The organism is Oceanobacillus senegalensis, assembly GCF_900176885.1.
In the GTDB taxonomy this organism is placed as follows: Bacteria; Bacillota; Bacilli; order Bacillales; family Amphibacillaceae; genus Oceanobacillus; species Oceanobacillus senegalensis.
Window position 1 is genome coordinate 268850 of record NZ_LT839648.1, and the last position, 26351, is coordinate 295200.

Sequence of the window (26351 nt, forward strand, 5' to 3'; positions counted from 1 at the left end):
AGGAGGTGCTTAGGTTGGTTACAATGAAGGATATTGCTATGATGGCGGGTGTTTCGCGGTCTACGGTTTCTAGGGTATTGAATAGTTCTGGATATGTGAGTGAGGACGCGAGAAAACGTGTCGAGAAAGTAATTCAGGAGACGGGCTATGTTCCGAATGAGCATGCGAAGTCATTAAGGACGAAGAAGACAAAGGTGATTGGGGTTATTTTGCCCACTATTCAAACGGAAACGCCAAGTAGGATTGTGACGGGACTTGGAAGAGAATTGTCGAAGAATGGATACCAAATTCTTTTGGCAAATACAGATCATGATACAAAGAAAGAATTAGAGTATCTAGATTTGCTGAAGGTTCGACAAGTGGATGGTATTGTACTGATTGCTACAAATACAGAGCCAGAGCTGCTAAATAAACTAAAAGAAATTGATATACCACTTGTTATGGTAGGACAGGAAGCCGATGATGTGGTGCATGTAACATACGATGATTATCATGCTATCAGGGATCTCACTAGACTTTTTATTAAAAAAGGACATGAGAAAATTGGCTTTATCGGGGTGGATGAAACGGACAGAGCAGTTGGTTACATACGGAAAAAAGGTTTCTATGATGAAATGGCAGCTTATGGTTTAACTATCGAAAAGCAATGGATTCAGCAGGGGATTTTTGATATAGATTCTGGTCGAGTAGCGATGGAGAAAATCATGACTCATTATAAGGAGCGACCAACTGCAACGATTGCTGTGACGGACCGATTAGCAATAGGTGCCATTAGTTTTTTGAAAGAACAAGGCATTCAGGTACCAACAGATATGGCGATTGCTGGAATCGGGGCTTCGGAAATGTCGCAGTATATAGACCCGTCGTTAACGACTGTGGACTATCAAAATGAAAAGGCTGGGGAAGAGGCTGCGAAACAGATTCTTGCTTTGATAGATTCCAAACCTTACCAGAAAAAAATTATTTTAGATTATAGACTAATCGAACGAGATAGTGTATGATGAAACTGAAATCGATTCCAGTTTCATATGAACAATGTGGGATCGATTCCATTTCATTATGAATGGTGTGGAATCGATTCCATACACCTTGCTATTTGCATAATAAATTATCTTACTGCAAAGCATATCCATAGTTAATGGAATTATTTTGTTAATCGGTATGGATTCGATCCCATAAAATAAAGGAGAGTGAATAAAAATGTCTGAGAACAAAAAGATAGCAGAAGAATTAGTAAGCGCTGTCGGAGGTTTAGAGAACATTGAATCAGTTACACACTGTGCAACGAGAATGCGCTTCATCATTCAAGACGAGGAAAAAGTAGACAAAGAGCAAGTAGAAAACATAGATAAGGTAAAGGGTGCCTTTTTCAATTCTGGCCAATACCAGGTTATTTTCGGTACGGGTACGGTTAACCGAATTTATGAAGAATTGGCGAAGTTCGATTTGAATACGGCTTCAAAATCGGAACAATCCAAAGAGGCTGCCAAGAAGGGCAACAGGCTGCAACGTGCCATTCGTACATTTGGGGATGTGTTTGTTCCGATTATTCCAGTCCTTGTTGCTACCGGTTTATTTATGGGGCTGCGCGGATTATTAATGCAGGAGCAAATCCTCGCAATTTTTGGGTTGACTCCCGATGATATTTCCAGCAATTTTCTATTATATACAGAAATTTTAACGGATACGGCATTCATCTTCCTGCCTGCGCTTATCGCATGGTCAACCTTCCGAGTATTTGGTGGAACACCGATTATCGGTATGGTACTGGGGCTAATGCTTGTTAGTCCTTCTCTTCCAAATGCTTGGGGAGTCGCAACAGGTGCTGAACCACTTATGTTCTTTGGATTTATTCCTGTTGTTGGTTATCAAGGTGCGGTATTACCTGCATTTATTGCTGGTATTATCGGTGCTAAATTGGAAAGAGTTATTCGAAAACGTGTTCCAGAAGCATTGGATTTAATCGTCACACCATTTTTAACCCTATTAATCATGAGTATCGCATCCCTATTTATTATTGGACCAATCTTCCATATCGTTGAAAATAACATTTTAGATGCAGCTTTATTTGTTCTAGGGTTACCGTTTGGTATGGCTGGATTATTACTTGGGTTCTTTAACCAGGTGATTGTTATTACTGGGGTTCACCATATCTTTAACTTACTTGAGATTCAGTTGCTTGAAAACCTAGGCGAAAATCCATATAACGCAATTATTACTTGTTCCGTTGCTGCACAAGGTGGAGCTGCTTTAGCAGTTGGACTTAAAACAAAGAGCAAAAAATTAAAAGCTTTAGCAATGCCTTCTTCTTTTTCAGCATTTCTAGGTATTACCGAACCAGCTATTTTTGGTGTGAACCTACGCTATGGTAAACCATTCCTAATGGGGTTAATCGGTGGAGGCGTTGGTGGTTTCCTTGCATCCATCCTAAATTTAGCAGGTACTGGGATGGCGATTACGGTTATTCCGGGAACCCTGTTATATCTAAATGAACAAATAATCTTTTACATTTTAGTAAATCTTGTCGCGATTGCCGTTGCTTTTGTTTTAACATGGATGTTTGGTTATTCCGACAAGGACGCAGAAAAAATGAATGCTTAAGGTAGGAGAGTTTTATGAGACAGTCATCTAATGATTTGAAACAACGTGCCTATAATCGAGTTGCTGAGCAAAAAGAGACGGTGGCAAGTGATTCTTATCGCTTGCATTACCATCTCATGCCACCGGTAGGCTTATTGAATGATCCTAATGGGTTTGTTTTCTATAAAGGAAAATACCATATGTTCTATCAGTGGAATCCTTTTGAAACGAAGCATGGTGCCAAATTTTGGGGACATTATATATCGGATGATTTGGTTCATTGGGAAGAAGCACCGATTGCCTTGGCTCCAGATCAGTGGTATGACAAGAACGGATGCTACTCAGGAAGTGCCGTTGTATTGGAAGACAAAATGTATGTGTTTTATACCGGGAATGTGAAAGATGAAGAAGGAAATAGGGAATCCTATCAATGCTTAGCCATTTCGGATGATGGGATCCATTTTGAAAAAAAAGGACCTGTTATCCGTGTTCCCGAAGGATATACCGCCCATTTCCGAGATCCGAAAGTATTTTACAAAAATGACCAATGGTATATGGTACTGGGAGCACAGACAACAGCAGAAGAGGGAGAAGTGGTTTTATACAGCTCCGCTGATCTTATGAATTGGCGTTTTCTAGGATCGCTGGTAGGAAGCGGACACAACGGTTTAGGTTACTTTGGTTATATGTGGGAGTGCCCCGATTTATTTGAATTAAATGACCAGGACATCTTGATTGTTTGTCCTCAGGGGTTAGCACCTAAAGGATATGAATTTCAGAATATCTTTCAATCCGGGTATTTTGCCGGAAAAGTGGATTATGAACAGGTGAGCTTTGACCATGGGACTTTTGTGGAGTTAGATCGTGGCTTTGATTTTTATGCCCCACAGACGACAGAGGATGCGAGAGGAAGAAGAATTCTATTTGGCTGGATGGGTAACGCTGAAGATGGAGATATTACGCACCCGACGGTCAAACATGAATGGATCCATGCGTTAACCTTGCCTCGTGAACTGAAATGGGAAAACGGAAAGTTAGTGCAGCAGCCTGTGGAAGAGCTGAAGAGCTTGCGTAGGGAAGAGGTCCGTCATGATGATGTGGTCATTGAGGGCAATCTTTTGGAACTTCCTGAAGTAGCGGGTCAGATTGTTGAACTGGAATTACTGGTCAAGGACTGGAATGCCTCGGAGTTTACGATTCAAATGGGTGAATCTACTAAAATTATTTACGACCAGGAAGCTAGTCTGTTTACCTTGGGAAGAGCGGGCATTGCTGGAGACAAAGTTGTTGAGTATAGACGTTGTGTCGTTAGAAATTTGGAGCATATCCGAATCTTTAAGGATGCTTCTTCTATTGAGATTTTTGTTAATAACGGAGAAGAAGTATTTTCATCCAGGGTGTTTGATAATCCTGAGGCCGACAGCATTACTTTTTATGTTAATGGCGGCAATGTTAAGACAGATATAAAAAAGTGGAATTTAGATAGAGTGTTTGCATATTAATCTGTGGATAGATTGGAGTTTTTCAGATGTTTGGTAAATTATTTAAGAAAAAAGAAGAAGTAACAGATATTGTTCTCGCCGCACCAGTGACAGGTGAAGTAGTTGCATTAGAAGATGTACAGGATCCTGTTTTCTCACAGAAAATGATGGGTGATGGAATTGCGGTCCAACCTTCTAGCGGGGAAGTTGTTGCACCTGTTAACGGGAAAATCGTTCAGGTCTTCCCTACCAAACATGCCGTTGGAATTCTTGCTGATAATGGCGCAGAGATCCTCATCCATATTGGATTGGAAACAGTAGGCTTGAACAGTGAAGGTTTTACCGCTCATGTAGGTGAAGGAGATATGGTAAAAAAAGGGGAAAAGCTAATAAGCTTTGACCTTGAGGTAGTCCGTGAAAAAGCAAAAGATACGATTACTCCAATGATTGTTACCAATACTGATGACATGAGCAAAATTACGGTATTGGATAAAAAAGAAGTAACAGCAGGACAAGATGAAATTTTAACAGTGAAGAAGTAAAGAGTGAGGATGAATGGGAACGGTTCTCGTTTTGCATTTTAACGGATGAAGCGTGAGTACCGTCCCTTTTATCTAAGGAGGGAAAACGGATGTTAATAGGGGGAATTGAGGCTGGTGGTACGAAGTTTGTATGTGCAGTCGGTGATAAGTCAGGGAAGGTTTTTGATAAGGTCAGCTTTCCGACGGAAGACCCCGATGTGACATTAGCTAATGTGAAGGCATTTTTTGATAAGCATGAGATTGAGGCATTAGGTATTGGAACATTTGGACCGGTTGATTTAGTGAAAGATAGTGCGACATACGGAAATATTTTAAATACGCCAAAGACGAAATGGCGAAACTTTCCATTACTAGATAGGTTAAAGGCTGATTATTCCGTTCCAGTTTATTTGGACACAGATGTAAATGCTGCCTGCCTTGGTGAATATACTTATGGAGTGGGACGGGATGTAGACAGCTGTCTTTATGTCACAGTCGGAACAGGTATTGGTGCCGGTTTGGTGCAAAATGGGAAAGTGTTTCAGGGAAGGAACCATTCAGAAATGGGGCATATCTTCGTACCGAAGCATGAACATGATCCATTTGAAGGAGCTTGTCCAAGCCATGGTGCCTGTATCGAAGGACTTGCATCTGGTACGGCGATTGAAAAGCGCTATGGCAAAAAGGGCATTGAATTAGTAGATAATGATAAAGTATGGGAAATCGAAGCTTATTACTTGGCACAAGCCTGCATGAATTACTTCGTTGTGCTGCAGCCAGCGAAGATTATTTTAGGTGGAGGCGTCATGAAGCAGGAGAAATTATATGAAATGGTTCGAGGGAAATTTATGGAGTTGTTGAATGAATATGTGGAAGTTCCAGATGTAGATAATCTGATTGTGGCACCAGAGCTTGAGGATGAGCAGGGAGTTATGGGTGCGATGGTGCTATGTATGAGGTGATGGAAAAAGCATTGGTTTCGGTACCGGTCACCTCCCGTATCCTGTCGAAAAGTAAATTTAAAAGTGCAGAGACAGAGGGATAGGTACCTTTCCCTCTGTCTCGTACTATGTCCAAGAAACAATAAACTCTGCCTTTCCGGAAAATTCGTATTTCTTGATTCCATAAGGTATGATAAAGTTATTTCCCTTCGTAATAACAAAGGATGTCCCTTCAATGGTAATCACGGCATTCCCCTCAATAACACTAACTTGTAAAAAGTCTTGTTCCAATCTCTGAGTAGTCTTTCCATCCAATTGCCAATGGTAAACGGAGAAGTACTGTTCTTCTACTAACTTCTTCATTGTCAATCCATCTTTGACCGTTTTTGTTTGTTCAATCTTAACATCCTTATGTGGGACGGTAGTAACTTCTTTCGCTCTTCTCAAATGTAGTTCACGTTTATTCCCTGCTGCATCGGTGCGATCATAGTCATAAACACGATACGTGATATCCGAGCTTTGTTGTGTTTCTAATATTACAACTCCTTTTCCAATGGCATGTACTGTCCCACTGGGAACATAGAAAAAGTCACCGGCTTGTACAGGAACGCGTTGCAATAAATCGTCCCATTTTCCGTTATCCATCATGCTTTCCAGCTCATCACGGGTTTTGGCATGATGCCCTAAAATAAGCTCTGCACCTGTTTCAGCACTTAAAACATACCAGCATTCTGTTTTCCCATACGGAACCTTCTCTACTTCGCGAGCAAATTGATCATTCGGATGCACTTGGACAGACAAATCGTCTGCAGCATCTAATATTTTAATTAGGAGTGGATACTCCTCTTTATTGTCTGCCTTTTTATTAAATAATTCCCCGTGTTCATTCCAAGCATCTTCAAGTGTTTTCCCCTCGAGAGGGCCATTCTTGATTACACTTGGACCATTTGGGTGAGCAGATATAACCCAAGCCTCTCCTGTTTTTGCGGTAGGAATTTCATAGTTATATTCTGTTTTTAATTTTTGTCCTCCCCAAATCCTTTCTTGAAATACTGGTTGTAAAAAAATGGGTTCATTGTACATCTAATTTACCTCCTAAGTTCGCCATCATGTTAACTATTTCTAATTAACGAACCTTTTAAAAGGCTTGTAAAGCTTTTTAAAATAGCAAATATTGATATTACCAAGGGTAACATTTCTTACCTAAAATAGTCTATTCTACCCCTCTATTGATTCACCAGTTAGTTTCAATCCAAGAACTGCAGTGTGGATACAGGTGGGCCGGTTCTTGTGAAGTCCGAAATGGTTACCACATGGAAATGCTCGCTCTTCATGAAACCCCCAGGCCTATAAAAAAAGAGCGATCCTTCTAGAATCGCTCTTTAATACGTATAAGGCTGTATTTCTTTGTTATCATCTACGCTAAGTTCGGTTTCAATACTTTCCTGGATTTGTAAGTCTAAATGATTTCTTAATTCATTGGATATGGCTGTTTTGCTTTCATCGTCTACTTGATAATACCATAACCCGTCATCCATATAACCGCCACTTCCTTCCAACTTAACGGATGTGATGTCAACATCGGTATTCATTCCGTATGAAGCAAAACTTTTCAATTCATCAAAGGAAAGGTTTGTTGCCATATGATCTCCCACTGCTGTAATGATGTTTTCCAGCTTTAATAGGGATGAAGCGGATGTGGCCTCTTTCACAATAGCCTTAATAATTTCCTGTTGTCGGTATCCTCGTTTAATATCATTGTCATATTTCCTTGTACGGGCAACCGCTAATGCTTCTTCTCCGTTCAGTTTCTGATAACCAGGCTCAAGGTGAATGGACCCTTCATTATCTTCGGAATCTAATTCTGTCATTTCATAAGGTACATCAAAGTAAATGCCGCCAAGTGAATCAACTACCTCAATAAATGCATCAAAATTTAAACGAACGTAGTAATCCACAGGAACATTTAGGAAGTTTTCAACCGTTTCTATCGTTGCTTTGGGACCACCGAAAAAGTGGGCATGGTTAATTTTTGTATACGTATTACGTTCTGGAACAAATGTATACGTATCCCGTGGGATGGAAACCAATTTGATATTTTCTTCTTGTTTATTAAATGTTGCAAGGATCAGGGCATCGGATCGACTTTTTTCGTCATAGTCCCGCTCTTCACTATCATCCACCCCGATAATGAGTACAGAGACATTGTCTTCTACTGGATTAACCTTGTCCTTTCTTAATTCTGAAGTCTCGTTTTCACGACCAACTTCCTCATAAGAATTTTCCACTGTATTTTGAGCGGTTGAATAGATTTTATAGCCGTATGTTACACTTGCAAGTAAGAAAATAAGAATAGGGATACTAATATACAGAAAAATCCTTTTCTTCTTTCTTCGTTTAACTTGTTTTTTAGCACGAGAGTTTTCTGGTAATTTATCAGACATTGTCGTCACTCCATCTAGATACTTAATTTTTATTTTACTACGATGTTAAGCTTCCGTAAATTGTAAATTCTTTAAAACAAGTAATTTGAAAGAAAAAGTCGATGATTATACCAAACTTGGCGAATGGAATCGAAGAATTAGACATGAAATGAATGCTGTATGTTATGATGATGAAGGAATTAACAAATTTCCTTGACTTTATTCTTATTTTTTGTGTATTATGCCACGTTATGACAAGTAAATCGTGGTGGATAATGGAGTGAACCAATTAATGACGAAACGAATTAAAGTAATGACAATATTTGGCACGAGGCCGGAAGCTATTAAAATGGCACCACTTGTTTTGGAATTAAAAAAACGCTCTTCTGAATTTGAACCGATTGTTACAGTGACGGCACAGCATCGTGAAATGCTGGATCAAGTGCTCGAAATTTTTGATATAACTCCCGACTTTGATTTAAATATTATGAAGAAGCAGCAAACGTTAGCACAAATAACGACACGAGCCTTAGAAGGGCTAGACGAAGTGATGAAGAAAACACAACCGGATATTGTGCTTGTACACGGGGATACGACAACAACGTTTGTTGCATCATTAGCAGCGTATTACAATCAAATTGCGGTAGGACATGTGGAAGCGGGGCTGCGTACTTGGAATAAGTTCTCCCCATATCCCGAAGAAATGAATCGTCAGCTAACAGGGGTGATTGCCGACTTACATTTTGCCCCTACTGAAAAATCAAAGCAAAATCTGTTGAATGAAAATAAAGATGAGAATCAGATTGTTGTTACAGGCAATACAGCAATTGATGCGTTGAAAACAACGGTGGATAAAAATTATGTAAGTCCGATTCTTGATCGTATAGAAGATAAACGGCTTGTCCTTGTGACCGCTCACCGTCGGGAAAATTTAGGGAAAAATATGCAGCAAATGTTTCGTGCAATTAAGCGATTGGTTGAGGCACATGATGATGTACAAGTGATTTATCCAGTTCATTTAAATCCAGTTGTTCAGGAAACAGCTTATGAGATTTTGGGAAATGATGACCGCATTCAACTCATTGAGCCACTCGGTGTGGTTGATTTTCATAATTTTGCAGCGAAAGCTTATTTAATTTTGACCGATTCTGGAGGGGTACAAGAAGAAGCGCCATCCCTCGGTGTACCTGTTCTAGTTCTACGTGACACAACAGAGCGCCCGGAAGGAATTGATGCGGGTACCTTAAGATTAGCGGGAACGGATGAGGACAATATCTTTACCCTTGCCAATGAGCTTTTAAGCAATCAAGTGGCACATGATAAAATGGCCAAAGCAACGAATCCGTATGGAGATGGAGAAGCTTCCAGAAGAATTGCGGATGCTATTTTAGCTTATTTTGAGAATAGATAAATAAGAGTTTAAAGCCCTGCCTTTAATAGGTGGGGTATTTTTGTATAAAAACGTTTTTGTTTGAAATCTTGTATATACAAGATTATCCTAGAACTGTGTATTAATCTAACGATGGAATAATACGGGAGATAAATGGATTGAGATTTAGGTTTGTGGAAATAGTATAAGGTGGCGGGACTATGATAGTGTGGTGCTGAAATAATTTGAGGGTATGGGCTGACCGCTGATATGATAAGTGGATTGCCGATAAAAAGCCCGAATCACCGATAATAAGGAAGGACCGCTGATAAAACGAGCGAATCGCCGATAAAAGAGGAGGATCGCTGATAAAACGAGCGAACTACTGATAAAAGAGAAGGAATCCTGATAAAAGACCAAATCGCGTTTGCTGACCCCAATCCCATAATTCAGTATCCAAACACGATATTCGAATGGTCTTCCCACACTCTGACTGAATAGCTACTTCCAGCAACCTTAACATAACAACCCAGAAGCAAACGGAGGAATACATATGACGCATAAAGCATGGTGGAAGGAAAGTGTTGTTTACCAAATCTATCCCAGAAGTTTTAATGATAGCAATGGGGATGGAATTGGTGATATAAAAGGGATTACGGAAAAATTGGATTATCTGAAGGACCTTGGCGTGGATGTTATTTGGCTATCCCCGGTTTATAAATCCCCAAATGATGATAATGGCTACGATATTGCGGATTACCACGCAATTATGGATGAATTTGGGACAATGTCCGACTGGGAGGAACTATTGGATGAAATCCATCAACGTGATATGAAATTAATTATGGATCTCGTTGTTAACCATTCATCCGATGAGCATCAATGGTTCCAGGAATCACGCAAATCGAAGGACAATGCCTACCGTGATTACTACATATGGCGCCCTGGTAAAGATGGCAAAGAGCCGAATAATTGGGAATCGAATTTTGGTGGCTCCGCGTGGGAATATGATGAGAAGACCGGTGAATACTATCTTCACTTATTCAGTAAAAAACAGCCGGATTTAAATTGGGAAAATCCGAAACTACGTCAGGAAATTTATGACATGATGAAGTGGTGGCTGGATAAAGGAATTGACGGCTTCCGCATGGATGTCATCAACTTTATTTCTAAAATACCTGGCCTTCCAGATGCACCAAACCCAGAAGGAAAAAACTATGTTACAGGGAAAAACTATTTCCGAAATGGACCACGTATCCACGAATTCTTACATGAAATGCATGAGGAAGTGCTTTCCCATTATGATGTGATGACGGTTGGGGAAATGCCTGGTGTCAAAGTGAATGAGGCGAAGAAATACACCAACCCGGAGCGAGAAGAACTGCAAATGGTTTTCCAGTTTGAGCATATGGGCTTGGATAATGGTCCGAACGGGAAATGGGATTTAAAACCACTGGATTTAAGGGATCTTAAAGAAAGTATCTCTAGATGGCAGAACGGCCTTCAGGGTGTTGGCTGGAATAGTCTATATTTAAATAACCATGATCAACCGCGAATCGTTTCTCGTTTTGGAAATGATCAGGAATATCGTGTCGAATCAGCGAAAATGCTCGGGACCTTTTTACACATGCTGCAAGGGACTCCGTATATTTACCAAGGGGAAGAAATCGGCATGACGAATGTAAAATTTGATTCAATTGATGACTATAGGGATATTGAAATTCTCAACATGTACAAGGAAAAAGTGGAAGAAGAGGGTGCCGACCCAGATAAAGTAATGGAATCCATTTATGAGAAGGGGCGCGATAATGGGCGAACTCCTTTCCAATGGGATGCATCCGAGAATGCTGGATTTACAACGGGAGAGCCGTGGATGAAAGTCAATCCCAACTACAAACAGATTAATGCGGCACAAGCTGTGGCGGATGACGATTCGGTTTATCATTACTACCGCCAGTTAATTGCATTACGGAAAAATCACCCTATCATTGTATATGGTGACTATGAATTGATCTTACCAGATGATGAGAAAATTTATGCCTATATGCGCTCTTTTAAAGGGGAAAAGTTATTAGTTGTCACAAACTTTAGTGAAGAGAATGTTTCCTTTGAACTTCCTCATGATGTATCGTTTGAGGCGAAGGAAATGTTAATTAGTAATTATATGAACGATACCTCAGAAGACTATCGTACGTTTGCCTTGAAGCCTTATGAAGCAAGAGTGTATAAAGGTGTGTAACTGAAAAAACGACTCCGCCTATAGGTGGAGTCGTTTTTTTAGTTTAGGAAATCGATTGGGCTATACGTTGTGATTCGAGATAGTTCTCCATCAGTTTTTCTTTAGTAAGTAAATAAAATATGGTGCGCCGATGAATGCTGCAACAATGCCTGCTGGAACGGTGCTTGATTCAAGAATTGTTCGGCCAATGGTATCTGCCATCATTAATAAGGTTGCACCTAAAATGAAGGCAATTGGTAGAAATAGCTGATGCCTTGGTCCGACTAACTGTTTGGCAATGTGGGGAGCCATCAAACCGATAAAGCTGATTCCCCCTGTAACAGATACTGCCGCTGCTGCTAGGGCAACAGAGACACTAATCAAAAGCATACGCTCTCTTGTCAAATGGATACCTAATCCAATGGCTGTTGGTTGACTCATTGCTAGGATATTTAATGTGTTTGCTTTATAAAAGACAAGGGGGATTCCTACGATTAGCCATGGTAATAATGCAAGGATAAATGGCCAATCAGCTCCCCAAATGTTTCCGGCAAGCCACTGGGATATAAATTCTACCTCTTGCCGTTCTGCAGTAGAAATGAAGAGCATCATCAGTCCGGAGAGGGCAAAGGCAAATCCAACCCCGACTAATACAAGCTTTACTGGCTGTACTCCTTTCCCTTTTTCATAAGAGAAAAAGTAAATACAAACAGCTGTTAGCATCGCACTTATGAATGCAACAATCGGCAAAATAAACGCATAATGTTCTATATCAGATTGGACAAATAAATAAAAACAGGTAATCCCTACACCAGCCCCTGCATTGATTCCAATAATACCGGGATCTGCTAAATCATTTCTTGTCACACTTTGAAGCAAGGAACCAGAGATTGCCAGTGCCATTCCCGCCAACGCAAGGATAATCACACGTGGTAGGCGAACGGAAAACAGGATAAACTCCTCCTTAAACGAACCATAACCAAAAAGTGTTGGTAAAATTCGACCAATGCTAACAGATGAGTTCCCTAAAGAAATGCTAGTAAAAAATATGAGGATAAAGAGAACGATACAAATTATCATCCATTTTCTGTGAATTTTAAAATGTGGATTATTCAAATTGACGTCCTCCTTTACGTACTAGCAATAAGAAGAATGGCAATCCAATGATAGAAATGATTGCAACAACTGGTGTTTCAAAGGGGGCATTCATGGTACGCCCAAGAAGGTCTGCAAGAATCATAAATAAACCACCAATCACTATACTCATTGGAAGGATGAAACGATAATCAGAACCGACTAATCCGCGTACGATATGGGGAATCATTAACCCTATAAATGCCAGGTTACCAACTAGTGCAACGGCTGAACCTGCGAGTATAACGACCAACCCCAATAATAGAATTTTGATTGTCTTCGTACGTTGCCCTAAACCAATAGCTAATTCTTGGTTCAAGCTAAGGATGGTTAATTGTTTGCTGAAACCAATACTTACAGCGAGTCCAATGAGAATAATGGGGGCTACGATTAGTGCATGCCAATTGGTTCCGATTAGCCCTCCCGCTGTCCACATCGATACATCCTTGGAAATATGAAATAAAATACCAACACCATCCGCTAAAGCCTGTAAAAATGCAGAAACGGCTGCCCCAGCTAAAACCAGCTTGAAAGGGGATAAGCCGCCTCTAATAGATGCACCAATCGAAAACACAATAGCCATGCCAAGACCAGCACCGATAAAACAAGCAAAGATGATTCCTAGATAAGAGGACGATGGAAAAGCAGCTAAAGTACATGCTAATGCTGCATTTGCTCCCGCTGTAATACCGAGTAAACCTGGATCAGCTAATGGATTGCGGGTAACTCCCTGCATGATGGCTCCCGATACCGCCAACGCGCTTCCAACAAAAAAGGCTGCAATGACACGTGGAAAACGAATTTCCCGTAGGACGGCATAATATTCACCGCCGCTTATCGAAAATATTGCGTGCCATACATCCTGAAAAGTTGTTTCAGCGGCTCCAAATGTAAGGGACAGATAGAATACGAGAATCAAGGTAAGGATTGATAGAATTATTTTTATCGAAAAGGGTATGGATTGTATTTTGTTCATGTTTATTCGCTACCTTCTAACAAAAGATGTTCCAAACGTCCAATAAAACTTTCTTTTGAACACAGATTATTTGTTCCTTCCTAAGAATGCTTCCTCAAAGAAATCAAGTTGATGTTCTAAGGTTAATGCGTCATTGAAGTAAAAGGCTTTGGCGTTTGTTTGGAATACGTGATTGTTCTTTACGGCTTCAATGTTGTTATACCAGTCTGTTTCTGTGAAAGAAGTGTCATAGTCATCCGTTACATTAAGAACAACATAATCACCTACATAATCACCTAGAACTTCTTGTGAAATGGCAAAATAACCTGGTTCTAATGCAACATCTTTCACGGCCTGTGGCATGTTTAATCCCATTTCCTGGTATAAAATTTCTGTACCGCGTCCCCAGTTATCCCCAAATAGGTAGAATTGTTTTTTATAGTTTTCAACCACCGTAACGGTTGCATCTTCTCCAATTTTATCTTTTATTTCTTCCCCTAAGTCCTGAGCACGTTTTTTGAAATCTTGAACCCAAGCCCTTGCTTCTTCTTCTTTGTTTACTACTTTTCCAATTTCAATATGTTGCTGTAAATAATCGACTTTTCCATAGGTGAAAAGAACGGTTGGAGCGATTTCCTTCAGTTTGTCCGCATTTTTAATATTATTTAATCCGATAATTAAGTCAGGTTCTAACTCAATAATTTTCTCTAAATCCTGATTGGAAACGACCTCCACCCCTTCTAGGGCATCTTTAAAGTTTGGATTCATGGCCGACCAGGAATCCACACCAACTATATTTACCCCAAGCTTGATTAAATCACCAGCATAGGAGGATAACACAACGACACGTTCTGGATTCGCAGGAACTTCAATCGGTCCTGTTTCCGATTGATAGGTAATAGTTTCGGTTTCTTCTTTTGTTTTTGCATCGCTACTATTGCTACAGGCTGTTAACGTTATCATAAGTATAATAAGTACTGGAATTATCCATTTTTTCATTTTTATTCTCTCCCTTTAAAAGATTATATGTCATACACATGGGTTTATTGGTTCGTGGATCATGGCGAATTAGTGCATCAATATGAAATACCTCCGCTAGTACTTCCGGTGTAATTACCTCTTCTGCAGTCCCCATTCGAACTAGTTTTCCTTTAGATAATGCAATAATATAATCGGAAAATCTAGCTGCCTGATTTAAATCATGGAGGACCATGATAATGGTTTTCTTTTCTTGTTTGTTAAGTCTTTCAAGTAGTTCCAGTATTTCTAACTGATGGGCCATATCTAGATAAGTGGTTGGCTCATCAAGGAAAATAATATCGGTATCCTGTACTAAGGCTAATGCAATCCAGACGCGTTGGCGTTGTCCTCCTGATAAGGCATCCACGGGTTGATTGCGTAAGGAGTGTGTATATGTAACTTTTAGCGCCCATTCCATCACTTCTTTATCTTTTTTGGATAGCCCTCCAATCCCTTGTTGATAAGGGAAACGCCCATAGGATATTAATTCCTCTACAAGAAGACCATGTGCACTTTCCGGATTTTGTGGTAATATGGCAAGCTTTTTCGCTAATTCTTTAGTATTTACTTTCCGAATTTCCTTTCCATCGAGGATAATTTGTCCACAATCTTGTGCAATAATTCTCGTCATTGCTTTTAATAACGTGGACTTTCCACAACCATTGGATCCTATAATGGTGGTGATTTTCCCATCCGGTATTTCTAAGCTTAAATTATGAATAATCGGTTTATCCCCGTAACTGACACCAATATCCTTCACTTGTAAGCGCATAAAAAAATATATCCTCTCTTTTTATTTTTTATCAACCATGTTATGATGAAAGTGATAATCATTCTCATTGATAATTGTTATCAATTTCCATGATAATTTTTTAGCAAAGTAAAGTCAATATAAATTTTTAAAATATTTTGGAGGATGGGGGCAAGATGATGAAAGAATGGTATGATGTCACGATTATTGGTGGAGGTCCAGCTGGTTTATACTCTGCCTTTTATAGTGGTTTACGAGGAATGAAGACGAAAATCATCGAGTATCAGCAAAATTTAGGTGGAAAAGTGTTATTGTATCCAGAGAAAATGATTTGGGATGTTGGGGGACAGCTACCTGTATTAGGGGAGAAATTTGCAAAACAAATCGTTCAACAAGGTCTAACCTTTGATCCAACTGTTTGCAGGAATACAAAAGTGGAATCGGTAGAAAAAGATGCGAATAATAATTTTATCCTAACCACCAATGATGGTAAAAAGCACTATTCACGGGCCGTTATTTTAGCTAATGGCGGGGGAATTATTCAACCGAAGCGGCTAGATGTAACGGACGCACAGAGATATGAAGGTAAAAATTTGCATTATTCGATGAAGTCATTAAAATCTCTTCAAAATAAAACGGTACTCATCTCAGGTGGTGGGGATGCAGCCATTGATTGTGCGGTGGAACTTTTAGAAATTGCTAAAAAGGTGATTGTTGTCTATCGTAAGAATGAATGTCGTGCACATGAGGCGCAAGTAAATAAACTGGTAAAGGGTAACGCGAAATTTATGATGAACACCACCATTGATTCATTCATTGGTACGAAAGATGGTACTGCCATTCAACAAGTGTTACTGAAAAATAATGCATCAGGTATTCGTTCTAACCATGAGGTAGATCATGTCATTGTACAACATGGATATAATCGAGAGTCTTCTTTTACGGTGGACCCAAATATAACCTTGGAGAAAAAAGATGATTATTTTTATAAAGGAGATTCCTTTGGATGTACAACGGAAAACGGGATTTTTGCAGCGGGGGATATCCTGACATATGATGGGAAAATCAATCTTCTAGTCGGTGCTTTTCAAGATGCAGTTCAAGCAGTGAATAGTGTGAAAAACTATCTAGAGCCAACCGCACCTAAGGTAGGAATGGTATCATCTCATCATAAAGCATTTGAAGAAAGGAATAAAGAAATCATACATAGTCAATTGAATGCATAAACGGAATTCTACTTGAAAAAACAGGAAGTGCCAGACATATCAAACATGTGGCACTTCCCTAACCACTAAACCTCTTTGACAGATATGGCTTTGGAATAGTTGGTAATTTTGCAGCCTTCTAGGTCTTTTTCTTTGATTAATCCTAGATTGATAGCAGCTTCGATTTTCTCTTTGTCTGGTTTCTTTTCAGTTTTTATTAGATCTGTCATGCTTAATTCTTCAAGGCGCTGTATGGTTTCTTGGTTATTGAATTTTTCAGATTTGCGCACTTGTCTTAGTAACTTATACTTTCCGTTATTCCATTCCCCCTTCGCATTAGCACCAACCTCGCTGTCAAAATATGTATGAAAAATTCTCTTCAGTTGGTTCATTTCTGTTTCAATCTCTTTTTTCGCATTGCTTAGCTCGAAATAGCGTTCTACCATTTGCTGGGTGATAGGTGAATCGGACATGTTTAATCTCCCCCTCCCTAACCTTTCTATAAATCTTATTTTGGACAAGGAAGGATTATTACTCTGTTTCGTGGAGAAAGGAAAGAGGAGAATACGAGGAAGGAATGTGCATAAAAAGAGTGGTAGCCGCATATAAAAAGGGGAATTACAAGTAAATCTGGAGTGTGGTCTTCCTAAAAAAATCGCCCATCATTTCACATGGAAAGTGCTCCAACATTAACCAACATGATTTCAAAACACATGTCTTGATTATCCATCTATAATGCCATAAGATGTATGTATTTGAATTCATCAACTAGGAGATGACATCATGAAAGGCATGTTTCAGAATAAATGGTCAGTCATTGGGATTGCAGTTTTTTGTTCCATATTATGGGGAAGTGCATTTCCAGTACTTAAGGTCAGTTATGAGGAATTCCAAATGGCGCCAGATGATGTTATAGCTAAAATTGTGTTCGCGGGAATGCGCTTTTTGCTTGCAGGCATTATCGTTTTAGTCTTTTTATTATTAATCAATCCTAAAAGTCTGTTGGTAACGTGCAGGCAATTTGCTGTACTGATTCTGTTAGGTATCTTCCAGACGGCATTGCAGTACTTTTTCTTTTATAATGGGCTTGCGAAGGTAACCGGTATGCAAGGTGCGATCTTATCTTCCAGTGGTACCTTCTTTACGGTGCTACTAGCGCATTATTATTATAAAAATGACCGAATGAGCTGGAAAAAGGCAGTGGGACTCATTGCCGGGTTTTCAGGAATTATTGTTGCCAATTGGGGAACAGAGCTACAGGTAAGTTTTCAACTGACAGGAGAAGGATATATGATTTTGTCTGGGTTGGTAAGTGCAGTAGCAACCATTTTAGCAAAAGAACTTGCAACGGGGATTCATCCGTTTGCTGTCACAGGCTGGCAGTTAAGCCTTGGTGCAATCATCATGCTCCTTATCGGTGTTCCGCAATTAAGTCAAGGTGCAATGGTATTTACCCCATTTGGTTGGGGACTGTTTATTTACTCGGCTATTCTATCGGCCGTTGCATTTGCTCTTTGGTATTCCATCTTAAAATACAATAATGCCGGTGAAATTAGTATGTATAAATTCATTGTCCCCGTTTCAGGTGCAATATTATCGGCAATCTTTATTCCAGGTGAACGATTAACCGTCTTTATTTTAGGAGCCATCGTGTTGGTCGCAATTGGAATTGTTATTGTAAATTACAAAGGGAAAAACAAATCTGTGGCAAAACAGGAATTACAGGAAGAAAGACGCAATGCATAGAAAATATAAAAGGAAGGACCTCTAAGTCATGAGGACTCCTTCCTTTTTTCGGCTGTTTTCTAAAAAGGTGATGTCACTCTGTTTTGTCCTAGCATGTGACTAAAATTGTCTCATCCATCCTTTTACATGTAGATATTGTCATAGAATTTTTTTAAAAAAACCTGCCTTTTCATGGTATGATATAAAATATATGTGACATGTTTTTGCATCTTTCTTTTAAAATACGATAATAATAGGGGATATTTATGGAAAATAGACAAGTATTTTCTAATTCTACTTTAGATTCCAATGCAAGAAGTTCTTCTATACTTCTCAGCATACTAATAGATATTAAATATTTACTAAAAGGTAAAGTGTTAGTAGCCAATGTCCTTCCTGTATTTACAGCCTATTGGTTAGCACTTTATTTTAATGGGGAACGATTTACAGACCATTGGGGACTTTTCCTGTTAACAATGGTTGGTAGTACATTCGTTATTTCCGGTGCATTAATTCTCAATAATTGGTATGAAGTCGATTTGGATAAAGAAATGGTCCGCACCCAAAAAAGACCGACTGTTACTGGCAATTTTTCCTTGAAAACAGTTTTATGGTCGGGGATTATCACAACAATCATTGGGCTGGTCATGATGTTATTTACAACATTAGAAGCTGCCGTTTATTCTTTTTTAGGTTGGTTTGTCTATGTTGTTCTTTATACATTTTGGACGAAGCGCAGATATACATTGAATACCGTTGTAGGTAGTGTTTCAGGTGCATTTACCCCATTCATTGGTTGGGCAGCGATAGCACCAGTCCATCACATCGTTCCAATCGTTATGTTCTGCATATTATTCATTTGGCAAGTTCCGCATACATTGGCGATTGCGATAAAAAGGTTGGAGGATTATACAAGAGCTGGTATACCTATGTTACCAGTGGTTTGTGGTGTTGATGTTACGATACGGCAAAATATCATTTATATTATCGCATTGCTGCCTTTTCCATACCTCTTGACTCCTTCTTTAGGTTGGTTTTTCTTTCTTTTTGCTACTGCCTTAAATATAGGTTGGATTATTCTTGCGATGAAAGGACCGCAGGCAAAAGATGTGAAGAAATGGGCACAGGCTAATTTGCGCTATTCGTTAATTTATTTAATTTTATTATCATTCGTGATGATTCTTTTAACTTCACCAATCATATGAATGCATCATTATGGGGAAATCTTTCGTTAAGGAGGATTTCCCCGTTTTTATGATGTTACTTTTGTATGTGTATAAGAATGTTTGGAAAAAGTGCCTTTTGATGTGATGGATAGCTAATTTGTTTGTCTCTACGTAGAGTGAGGGTGTCAAGGTTCTCCAATAAAAAAACTCCAGCAGTCATTGCTGGAGTTCCTCTGTTCTTAATAAAATCGCTTAAAGCTATCAAAATGTTTGCTCCAATAGGAACTATTTAGGCTTTCAATTTTTACACCACTTGATCCGGCGTGAATAAATTGATTGTCTCCTAAATAGACACCCATATGTGAGATTCCGGATTTATATGTATTTTCGAAAAATACAAGGTCACCTACTTGTGGGGTGTTGACATAATAGGCGCGGTCAAAGAAACCTGCACTGGATTGTCGCTTGATGTCTTTCCCTGCTTGGCTATACACGTAATGAATAAACCCACTACAGTCAAATCCACTTGGGTCTGAACCAGCCCACTTGTAGGGAGTGCCCTCTAGGCTTGTTGCGGTGCTAATTAACTGCTCTACATTATAATCGACATCCGCTTTTGGTTGCTCCTTCTGGTTGGTTGGAGCCTTTTTAGTAGTTGAACTAGAGTTAGTTTTCTTTGCCTCACCAATGTTCAGTTTTTGCCCAATATAAATTAAATCAGAGTTTAAATGATTCCATTTCTTGATATTAGAAACGCTAACACCATAATTGGAAGCAATTTTTGACAAGGTATCCCCTGACTTTACGGTGTACACCGATGAAGATCCGGTCTTTGTGGATGGCTTTGTGGTTGAAGTTTCCTTTTTAGCTGCATCCTTCTTCACAACAAGCTCGTTGCCGGGATAAATTAAGGTGGTTTCTAAGCCATTCCAGCTCATCAATTCTTGAAGGGAGATATTGTGATTACTAGCAATCATGCTTAGCGTATCCCCAGCTTTAACGGTATAGGTTGTTGATGTACTGTTGGAGACTGCTGCTACTTTACCTTGTGTTTTTTCAGATGAATCGCTTGCTACGGTTTGAAGCATCTGATTCGGATAGATTATATCTGATGATAGATTATTGATTTCCTTTAATACGTTTACACTTATTTGATGTTCTTGTGCGATGGACCACAGGGAATCCCCGCTCTGAACTTTATATGATGATGCTTCTGCTTCTTCAGCACCAATCATTGCTGAAGCTATGGCAGCCCCAGTCGTTACGGACATCATTATTTTTTTATTGGCCACGATCCAAGTCCTCCTATTAAACGATGCTAGATATAAAATATTATATAACCTTTTAGAAAAATTTGGTAGATTAATAGGAAAAATGTTATCGAATTGTAATGTTAAATAAAAGATGCTATCGATATTCCATTATGTTAGTAGAATTTTGCCTAACTCTCTGCAAATGATTGGAATGGATTATTCATTAGGATGAAGCCAAATTGTAGTTCCACGGTAATCGTTTTTTTCACCGTAGAATGTGTAGGGTGTTATTTTAAGCAAATACTTGAGGAAAATAATATTCCATAAAATGTAAGCGTTTTAGTAATTTTATAACGCTGACTGCATACAAATGATTAGTAAATATGAAATGGTAAGAATAAAAGGTTTACCATTCATATAAATTACTATGAAGATTGTAGAGGTGATGGGGATGGCTTTAATGGGTTATCCATACGAAGCCTAGCCATCAAAACCTTTACATTCTTTATGAAAAAAATAGACCAAACTGTTGGGGGATAGGAACGATACAGTTTGGTTTTTTTCATGGTTACATCATTCACTGAATCAACGACGACTAATAAAATGGAAGGAGTACGGATAAGTTGATTAGTATCGCTGATAAATGGAATACAACATCGGATACCCCCCTAATAACTTAATCTTTTCTAAACATACCAATTTAGGAACCGCCACTACCATTCGCATTCTCCAATTATTCCCTCCAATGAATATAAAATTAAACTTGAAATAAAGCTAGTGAAGTTTATACTTAATAGCAAGCTAAGTCGCGTGAAAGTTTTAAAAAGACAATGTATATGGCGGCTCATTGAAAATGGGTTGTAGAAGACTAAGAACGGAGCAAAGCAATGGATGTGAAATTAGAACAACGTGTAAGAACGACATATGAACATTTACATAATCAAGCAGAGATAAGTTGGGAGGAAACAAAGACAACCAACTATATTAAAGGATTACTAGAAAAAAGTGGCTTGAAGGTAACGACTTTTGATGACTGTCCAGGAGTTATTGGGGAATTTGGTAATTTTGAAAAAGGTCTTCCAGTTGTCGGGATTCGTGCCGATATGGATGCATTATGGCAAGAAATTAGCGGAAAATTTCAGGCTAACCATTCTTGTGGTCATGATGCCCATATGGCAATGGTTTTAGGTGTGCTTTGGAAGCTAGCACTCGAACCAGAATTAGCTGACAAGGTAGCGGTGAAATTCATCTTCCAACCTGCTGAAGAAAAAGGGGAAGGTGCACTGAAAATGGTCGAAAAGAATGTAGTCGATGATGTCGATTATTTATTCGGTGTGCATTTACGCCCAGCACAAGAGACAAAGATGGGACAAGCAACACCAGTAATCGTACATGGTGCAACGAAAAAGGTTGAGGCAAATATTAAGGGAGAGGATGCCCATGGAGCAAGGCCACACTTAAACCATAATGCGATTGAAATTGGAGCGCAAATTGTGAATATGATCGGTCAAATTCACCTGGATCCTCGTGTGCCACACTCTGTGAAAATGACGAAATTTCATGCAGGTGGAAAGAGCCTGAACATTATTCCGGGAAGTGCATCCTTTGCCATAGATATGCGTGCGCAGACGAATAAAATGATTGAACAGCTGGAAAGTAAAGTTCTAAGTATCTTTGAATCCATTCGTAATTTATATGACGTCGATATCGAAATTACGAACACGAGTGACATTGTCGCAGCTAGGATAAATAACCAAGCTATTTCGATTATGCGTCAAGCCATTGCTGATACATTGGGAGAGGAGAATGTGAATAAAGCTCTTGTTACACCGGGTGGAGATGATTTTCATTTTTATACCATTAAGAAACCTTCCTTAAAAGCGACGATGCTTGGGTTAGGCTGTGACTTACAACCTGGACTCCATCATCCGGATATGACTTTTAATAAGGATGCATTAATGAACGGTGTAAACATTATGTACAAAGCAGTATTGAATACGTATAAACTATAAGAAATCGGAGGCAGTGGACATCATGAAAATGTATGGAACAATCTTTTCTATATAAAGAAAAGTAAAACGTAGAATTTTAATCCCTACTATTCTTCTATTCTTCTTTCTTTATTAGCTTTATTCTATTTTCAAAACAATGCCATCGTTACCACAGAAGTGACTATATGTTCTGAAAAAGTTCCATCTGGTTTGGATGAATACAAGATTGTTCAGTTAGCTGATTTGGAAATAACCAACGTCATCTTGTTCAAAAGGTAAATCACGAAAAGCCAGATATAATTGTGTTCACTGGTGATTTAGTTGATAGAGAAAAAGGCGAAATGAAATCAGGAATCACATTAATGAAAGAATTAGTTTCAATTGCTCCCGTTTATTATGTAACTGGAAATCATGAAGCTTGGTTTGGAAGTTTTTCCGTGTTAGAAGAAAAATTAGAAGCGATAGGTGTTCGTGTCTTGAGGAATACTACGGAAAGAATAAGTATAGGGGATGAGTATCTTCGTATCGTGGGACTAGATGACCCTGCTTTCGAGAGAAAAGGTGAAGAAAGGGATATTATGGAGCTGGCTATGGAGCATTATATAGATGGGATAGAGGTGAAAAGGGAATTCACTATATTACTAGCCCATCGCCCGGAAATGATAGACCTATATGCAAATTATGGATCTAATCTAGTTTTCTCTGGTCACGCACATGGTGGTCAATTTCGTATCCCGTTTATTGGAAGAGGAGTTGCACCTAATCAAGGATTCTTTCCTACCTATACAAATGGGGAACATACAGTAGATGAAACAACGATGATAGTGAATCGAGGGCTAGGTAATAGCATTATCCCTATTAGAATATTTAATAGACCTGAGATTACGATAGTAAAGCTAGAATCGATAGGCGAATAAAAGGAGTATACGGAGGTAGTAGATTAATTTTTCTATCTATTGTAGTTTATGAATCAGGTTTCGAAAGCTAGAAGGTATGGTGATAATATCTGAAAAATAGCAAGAGAAAAACTTCAATTAATCTGTTTACATTTCGATATCAGAGTGATATTATAATTCTTGTCGCTAAAATGACTTGTTGTTATTCAAGAAGTAAGCGACAATTCATTAACCAAATAACTTGAAAAAAGTTGTTGACATTAGTTGATGAAAGTTATATAATTTAATTCCGTCGCAAAAAACTTTGAATATATGAAATTGATTATTGACAAAGATGTTGCGATATGATAAATTGATAAAGTCGCTTTTAACAAGTGATAAATAAATTTGCTCTTTGAAAACTGAACAAAACAACCAGTATGTTAAGATATTAAAAGGAACTCGTTTTTCTTTTAACTATAGAAGGTAACACTTCTAAAAGCTAAGAATATCAAATTGATTGGTGTTAATTTGATACAAACTTTTTTGGAGAGTTTGATCTTGGCTCAGGACGAACGCTGGCGGCGTGCCTAATACATGCAAGTCGAGCGCGGGAAGCTAACTGATCCCCTTCGGGGGTGACGTTAGTGGAACGAGCGGCGGACGGGTGAGTAACACGTGGGCAACCTGCCTGTAAGATTGGGATAACTTGCGGAAACGTGAGCTAATACCGGATAATACTTTTCATCGCATGATGGAGAGTTTGAAAGACGGCTTCGGCTGTCACTTACAGATGGGCCCGCGGCGCATTAGTTAGTTGGTGAGGTAAAGGCTCACCAAGGCGACGATGCGTAGCCGACCTGAGAGGGTGATCGGCCACACTGGGACTGAGACACGGCCCAGACTCCTACGGGAGGCAGCAGTAGGGAATCTTCCGCAATGGACGAAAGTCTGACGGAGCAACGCCGCGTGAGTGAAGAAGGTTTTCGGATCGTAAAACTCTGTTGTTAGGGAAGAACAAGTATGATAGTAACTGATCATACCTTGACGGTACCTAACCAGAAAGCCACGGCTAACTACGTGCCAGCAGCCGCGGTAATACGTAGGTGGCAAGCGTTGTCCGGATTTATTGGGCGTAAAGCGCTCGCAGGCGGTCTTTTAAGTCTGATGTGAAATCTTGCGGCTTAACCGTGAGCGGTCATTGGAAACTGGAGGACTTGAGTACAGAAGAGGAGAGTGGAATTCCACGTGTAGCGGTGAAATGCGTAGAGATGTGGAGGAACACCAGTGGCGAAGGCGACTCTCTGGTCTGTAACTGACGCTGAGGAGCGAAAGCGTGGGTAGCGAACAGGATTAGATACCCTGGTAGTCCACGCCGTAAACGATGAGTGCTAGGTGTTAGAGGGTTTCCGCCCTTTAGTGCTGAAGTTAACGCATTAAGCACTCCGCCTGGGGAGTACGGCCGCAAGGCTGAAACTCAAAAGAATTGACGGGGACCCGCACAAGCGGTGGAGCATGTGGTTTAATTCGAAGCAACGCGAAGAACCTTACCAGGTCTTGACATCCTCTGACACTCCTAGAGATAGGATTTTCCCTTCGGGGACAGAGTGACAGGTGGTGCATGGTTGTCGTCAGCTCGTGTCGTGAGATGTTGGGTTAAGTCCCGCAACGAGCGCAACCCTTGATCTTAGTTGCCAGCATTCAGTTGGGCACTCTAAGGTGACTGCCGGTGACAAACCGGAGGAAGGTGGGGATGACGTCAAATCATCATGCCCCTTATGACCTGGGCTACACACGTGCTACAATGGATGGTACAAAGGGAAGCGAAACCGTGAGGTCAAGCAAATCCCATAAAACCATTCTCAGTTCGGATTGTAGGCTGCAACTCGCCTACATGAAGCCGGAATCGCTAGTAATCGCGGATCAGCATGCCGCGGTGAATACGTTCCCGGGTCTTGTACACACCGCCCGTCACACCACGAGAGTTGGTAACACCCGAAGTCGGTGAGGTAACCTTTTGGAGCCAGCCGCCGAAGGTGGGACCAATGATTGGGGTGAAGTCGTAACAAGGTAGCCGTATCGGAAGGTGCGGCTGGATCACCTCCTTTCTAAGGAAATGAAAAGCGTAAGCGACTGATTGCAGGAGCTGAAGCTAAATTATTACGGAACACCTTTCACAAGGTGAATATAAGGCATAATGAATTGTTTGGTTCAGTTTTGAGGGATTAATTCCTTCATTAATATATGTACCTTGAAAACTAGATAAGAATGACAAGACATCAATCAAAAGGCTGAAGCGACTGATTATAGGAGCTGAAGCTAGATTATTTTTAGTAAAGCAAGGCTATTAATTTAGCACGCTTATTCATTGTAAATTAGTTAAGTGAATAAGGGCGCACGGTGGATGCCTTGGCACTAGGAGCTGATGAAGGACGGGACTAACACCGATATGCTTCGGGGAGCTGTAAGTAAGCTTTGATCCGGAGATTTCCGAATGGGGAAACCCACTGTTCGTAATGGAACAGGACTTGTGTCTGAATACATAGGGCACAAGAGGCATACCTGGGGAACTGAAACATCTCAGTACCCAGAGGAAGAGAAAGCAAATGCGATTTCCCAAGTAGCGGCGAGCGAAACGGAAACAGCCCAAACCAGAGAGCTTGCTCTCTGGGGTTGTAGGACACTCCACATGGAGTTACAAAGGAATTCTTTAGACGAATCCATCTGGAAAGATGAGCCAAAG

Annotated in this window: 21 protein-coding genes and 1 rRNA gene; 14 read left to right on the forward strand and 8 right to left on the reverse strand. The window is 39.8% G+C overall.

Annotated features, from left to right (window positions below; translation table 11 throughout):
- Window positions 1-14: 14 nt before the first annotated feature.
- The 5 genes from CAO17_RS01330 (at window position 15) to CAO17_RS01350 (ending at window position 5544) form a co-directional block, all read left to right on the forward strand.
- Window positions 15-1001 carry a LacI family DNA-binding transcriptional regulator gene (locus CAO17_RS01330; protein WP_085991051.1) on the forward strand — a complete coding sequence of 329 codons (987 nt, stop codon included), beginning with the start codon at window positions 15-17 and terminating at the stop codon, window positions 999-1001.
- Between the two features lie 199 nt (window positions 1002-1200).
- Entirely contained in the window at window positions 1201-2601 is a 1401-nt protein-coding gene (locus CAO17_RS01335) for a sucrose-specific PTS transporter subunit IIBC (protein ID WP_085991052.1), read from the forward strand.
- 14 nt (window positions 2602-2615) lie between these two features.
- Window positions 2616-4082 carry a glycoside hydrolase family 32 protein gene (locus CAO17_RS01340; protein WP_085991053.1) on the forward strand — a complete coding sequence of 489 codons (1467 nt, stop codon included), beginning with the start codon at window positions 2616-2618 and terminating at the stop codon, window positions 4080-4082.
- 26 nt (window positions 4083-4108) lie between these two features.
- Window positions 4109-4603, forward strand: a complete 495-nt coding sequence (locus CAO17_RS01345; protein WP_085991054.1) for a PTS sugar transporter subunit IIA — start codon at window positions 4109-4111, stop codon at window positions 4601-4603.
- Between the two features lie 89 nt (window positions 4604-4692).
- Window positions 4693-5544 carry an ROK family protein gene (locus CAO17_RS01350; protein WP_085991055.1) on the forward strand — a complete coding sequence of 284 codons (852 nt, stop codon included), beginning with the start codon at window positions 4693-4695 and terminating at the stop codon, window positions 5542-5544.
- Between the two features lie 105 nt (window positions 5545-5649).
- On the opposite strand, the gene manA is transcribed toward CAO17_RS01350, so the two are convergent.
- Together manA and CAO17_RS01360 are read right to left on the reverse strand one after the other, a co-directional pair.
- Window positions 5650-6606, reverse strand: a complete 957-nt coding sequence (gene manA, locus CAO17_RS01355) for a mannose-6-phosphate isomerase, class I (protein ID WP_085991056.1) — start codon at window positions 6604-6606, stop codon at window positions 5650-5652.
- A gap of 299 nt (window positions 6607-6905) precedes the next feature.
- Window positions 6906-7967 carry an LCP family protein gene (locus CAO17_RS01360; protein ID WP_085991057.1) on the reverse strand — a complete coding sequence of 354 codons (1062 nt, stop codon included), beginning with the start codon at window positions 7965-7967 and terminating at the stop codon, window positions 6906-6908.
- Between the two features lie 271 nt (window positions 7968-8238).
- Between CAO17_RS01360 and wecB the strand changes: the two genes are divergently transcribed.
- Window positions 8239-9357: a non-hydrolyzing UDP-N-acetylglucosamine 2-epimerase gene (wecB, locus tag CAO17_RS01365; RefSeq protein ID WP_085991058.1), complete on the forward strand. Its 1119-nt coding sequence runs from the start codon at window positions 8239-8241 to the stop codon at window positions 9355-9357.
- Between the two features lie 511 nt (window positions 9358-9868).
- Window positions 9869-11554, forward strand: coding sequence for a glycoside hydrolase family 13 protein (locus tag CAO17_RS01370; RefSeq protein WP_085991059.1), 1686 nt, complete (start codon window positions 9869-9871; stop codon window positions 11552-11554).
- 90 nt (window positions 11555-11644) lie between these two features.
- Here the strand turns inward: CAO17_RS01370 and CAO17_RS01375 are convergent, their stop codons facing one another.
- From CAO17_RS01375 to CAO17_RS01390, 4 genes are all read right to left on the reverse strand, one after another.
- Window positions 11645-12613 (reverse strand): FecCD family ABC transporter permease, encoded by a 969-nt coding sequence (locus tag CAO17_RS01375; RefSeq protein ID WP_085994363.1) that lies wholly within the window; start codon window positions 12611-12613, stop codon window positions 11645-11647.
- 28 nt (window positions 12614-12641) lie between these two features.
- Complete coding sequence (locus tag CAO17_RS01380; protein WP_085991060.1) at window positions 12642-13643, reverse strand: FecCD family ABC transporter permease; 1002 nt, start codon at window positions 13641-13643, stop codon at window positions 12642-12644.
- Window positions 13644-13709: 66 nt separating this feature from the next.
- Window positions 13710-14621 carry an iron-hydroxamate ABC transporter substrate-binding protein gene (locus CAO17_RS01385; protein ID WP_085991061.1) on the reverse strand — a complete coding sequence of 304 codons (912 nt, stop codon included), beginning with the start codon at window positions 14619-14621 and terminating at the stop codon, window positions 13710-13712.
- Window positions 14563-15414: an ABC transporter ATP-binding protein gene (locus CAO17_RS01390; protein WP_085991062.1), complete on the reverse strand. Its 852-nt coding sequence runs from the start codon at window positions 15412-15414 to the stop codon at window positions 14563-14565. The genes CAO17_RS01385 and CAO17_RS01390 overlap by 59 nt, the downstream gene beginning before the upstream one ends.
- 158 nt (window positions 15415-15572) lie before the next feature.
- Here CAO17_RS01390 and CAO17_RS01395 point away from each other — a divergent pair, with 158 nt between their 5' ends.
- The gene (locus CAO17_RS01395; protein ID WP_085991063.1) at window positions 15573-16619 is read left to right on the forward strand and encodes an NAD(P)/FAD-dependent oxidoreductase; all 1047 of its coding nucleotides are present in this window, start codon (window positions 15573-15575) and stop codon (window positions 16617-16619) included.
- Window positions 16620-16684: 65 nt separating this feature from the next.
- On the opposite strand, the gene CAO17_RS01400 is transcribed toward CAO17_RS01395, so the two are convergent.
- Window positions 16685-17071, reverse strand: coding sequence for a hypothetical protein (locus tag CAO17_RS01400; RefSeq protein ID WP_085991064.1), 387 nt, complete (start codon window positions 17069-17071; stop codon window positions 16685-16687).
- Window positions 17072-17381: 310 nt separating this feature from the next.
- Between CAO17_RS01400 and CAO17_RS01405 the strand changes: the two genes are divergently transcribed.
- Both CAO17_RS01405 and cyoE read left to right on the forward strand, forming a co-directional pair.
- Window positions 17382-18344, forward strand: coding sequence for a DMT family transporter (locus CAO17_RS01405; protein ID WP_085991065.1), 963 nt, complete (start codon window positions 17382-17384; stop codon window positions 18342-18344).
- Window positions 18345-18589: 245 nt separating this feature from the next.
- Window positions 18590-19528 carry a heme o synthase gene (gene cyoE / locus CAO17_RS01410; RefSeq protein WP_085991066.1) on the forward strand — a complete coding sequence of 313 codons (939 nt, stop codon included), beginning with the start codon at window positions 18590-18592 and terminating at the stop codon, window positions 19526-19528.
- Between the two features lie 200 nt (window positions 19529-19728).
- On the opposite strand, the gene CAO17_RS01415 is transcribed toward cyoE, so the two are convergent.
- Window positions 19729-20781 (reverse strand): C40 family peptidase, encoded by a 1053-nt coding sequence (locus CAO17_RS01415; protein WP_085991067.1) that lies wholly within the window; start codon window positions 20779-20781, stop codon window positions 19729-19731.
- Between the two features lie 848 nt (window positions 20782-21629).
- Between CAO17_RS01415 and CAO17_RS01420 the strand changes: the two genes are divergently transcribed.
- From CAO17_RS01420 to CAO17_RS22065, 4 genes are all read left to right on the forward strand, one after another.
- Complete coding sequence (locus CAO17_RS01420; RefSeq protein ID WP_085991068.1) at window positions 21630-22754, forward strand: M20 peptidase aminoacylase family protein; 1125 nt, start codon at window positions 21630-21632, stop codon at window positions 22752-22754.
- A 281-nt stretch (window positions 22755-23035) separates the two neighbouring features.
- Window positions 23036-23650 (forward strand): metallophosphoesterase, encoded by a 615-nt coding sequence (locus tag CAO17_RS01425; RefSeq protein WP_245831736.1) that lies wholly within the window; start codon window positions 23036-23038, stop codon window positions 23648-23650.
- Between the two features lie 501 nt (window positions 23651-24151).
- Window positions 24152-25716 (forward strand): 16S ribosomal RNA (locus tag CAO17_RS01430).
- A gap of 386 nt (window positions 25717-26102) precedes the next feature.
- Window positions 26103-26351: hypothetical protein (locus CAO17_RS22065; protein ID WP_425435856.1), on the forward strand; the 249-nt coding region annotated here is incomplete at its 3' end.

Excerpts from the sequence above, each read along its gene's own strand:
- cyoE (WP_085991066.1), top strand. The coding sequence starts at position 18,590 with ATGGAAAATAGACAAGTATTTTCTAATTCTACTTTAGATTCCAATGCA.
- CAO17_RS01405 (WP_085991065.1), top strand. The coding sequence starts at position 17,382 with ATGAAAGGCATGTTTCAGAATAAATGGTCAGTCATTGGGATTGCAGTT.
- CAO17_RS01335 (WP_085991052.1), top strand. The coding sequence starts at position 1,201 with ATGTCTGAGAACAAAAAGATAGCAGAAGAATTAGTAAGCGCTGTCGGA.
- CAO17_RS01400 (WP_085991064.1), bottom strand. The coding sequence starts at position 17,071 with ATGTCCGATTCACCTATCACCCAGCAAATGGTAGAACGCTATTTCGAG.
- CAO17_RS01375 (WP_085994363.1), bottom strand. The coding sequence starts at position 12,613 with ATGATAATTTGTATCGTTCTCTTTATCCTCATATTTTTTACTAGCATT.
- CAO17_RS01340 (WP_085991053.1), top strand. The coding sequence starts at position 2,616 with ATGAGACAGTCATCTAATGATTTGAAACAACGTGCCTATAATCGAGTT.
- CAO17_RS01370 (WP_085991059.1), top strand. The coding sequence starts at position 9,869 with ATGACGCATAAAGCATGGTGGAAGGAAAGTGTTGTTTACCAAATCTAT.
- CAO17_RS01420 (WP_085991068.1), top strand. The coding sequence starts at position 21,630 with ATGGATGTGAAATTAGAACAACGTGTAAGAACGACATATGAACATTTA.
- manA (WP_085991056.1), bottom strand. The coding sequence starts at position 6,606 with ATGTACAATGAACCCATTTTTTTACAACCAGTATTTCAAGAAAGGATT.
- CAO17_RS01360 (WP_085991057.1), bottom strand. The coding sequence starts at position 7,967 with ATGTCTGATAAATTACCAGAAAACTCTCGTGCTAAAAAACAAGTTAAA.
- CAO17_RS01385 (WP_085991061.1), bottom strand. The coding sequence starts at position 14,621 with ATGAAAAAATGGATAATTCCAGTACTTATTATACTTATGATAACGTTA.
- CAO17_RS01390 (WP_085991062.1), bottom strand. The coding sequence starts at position 15,414 with ATGCGCTTACAAGTGAAGGATATTGGTGTCAGTTACGGGGATAAACCG.
- wecB (WP_085991058.1), top strand. The coding sequence starts at position 8,239 with ATGACGAAACGAATTAAAGTAATGACAATATTTGGCACGAGGCCGGAA.
- CAO17_RS01350 (WP_085991055.1), top strand. The coding sequence starts at position 4,693 with ATGTTAATAGGGGGAATTGAGGCTGGTGGTACGAAGTTTGTATGTGCA.
- CAO17_RS01380 (WP_085991060.1), bottom strand. The coding sequence starts at position 13,643 with ATGAACAAAATACAATCCATACCCTTTTCGATAAAAATAATTCTATCA.
- CAO17_RS01395 (WP_085991063.1), top strand. The coding sequence starts at position 15,573 with ATGAAAGAATGGTATGATGTCACGATTATTGGTGGAGGTCCAGCTGGT.
- CAO17_RS01345 (WP_085991054.1), top strand. The coding sequence starts at position 4,109 with ATGTTTGGTAAATTATTTAAGAAAAAAGAAGAAGTAACAGATATTGTT.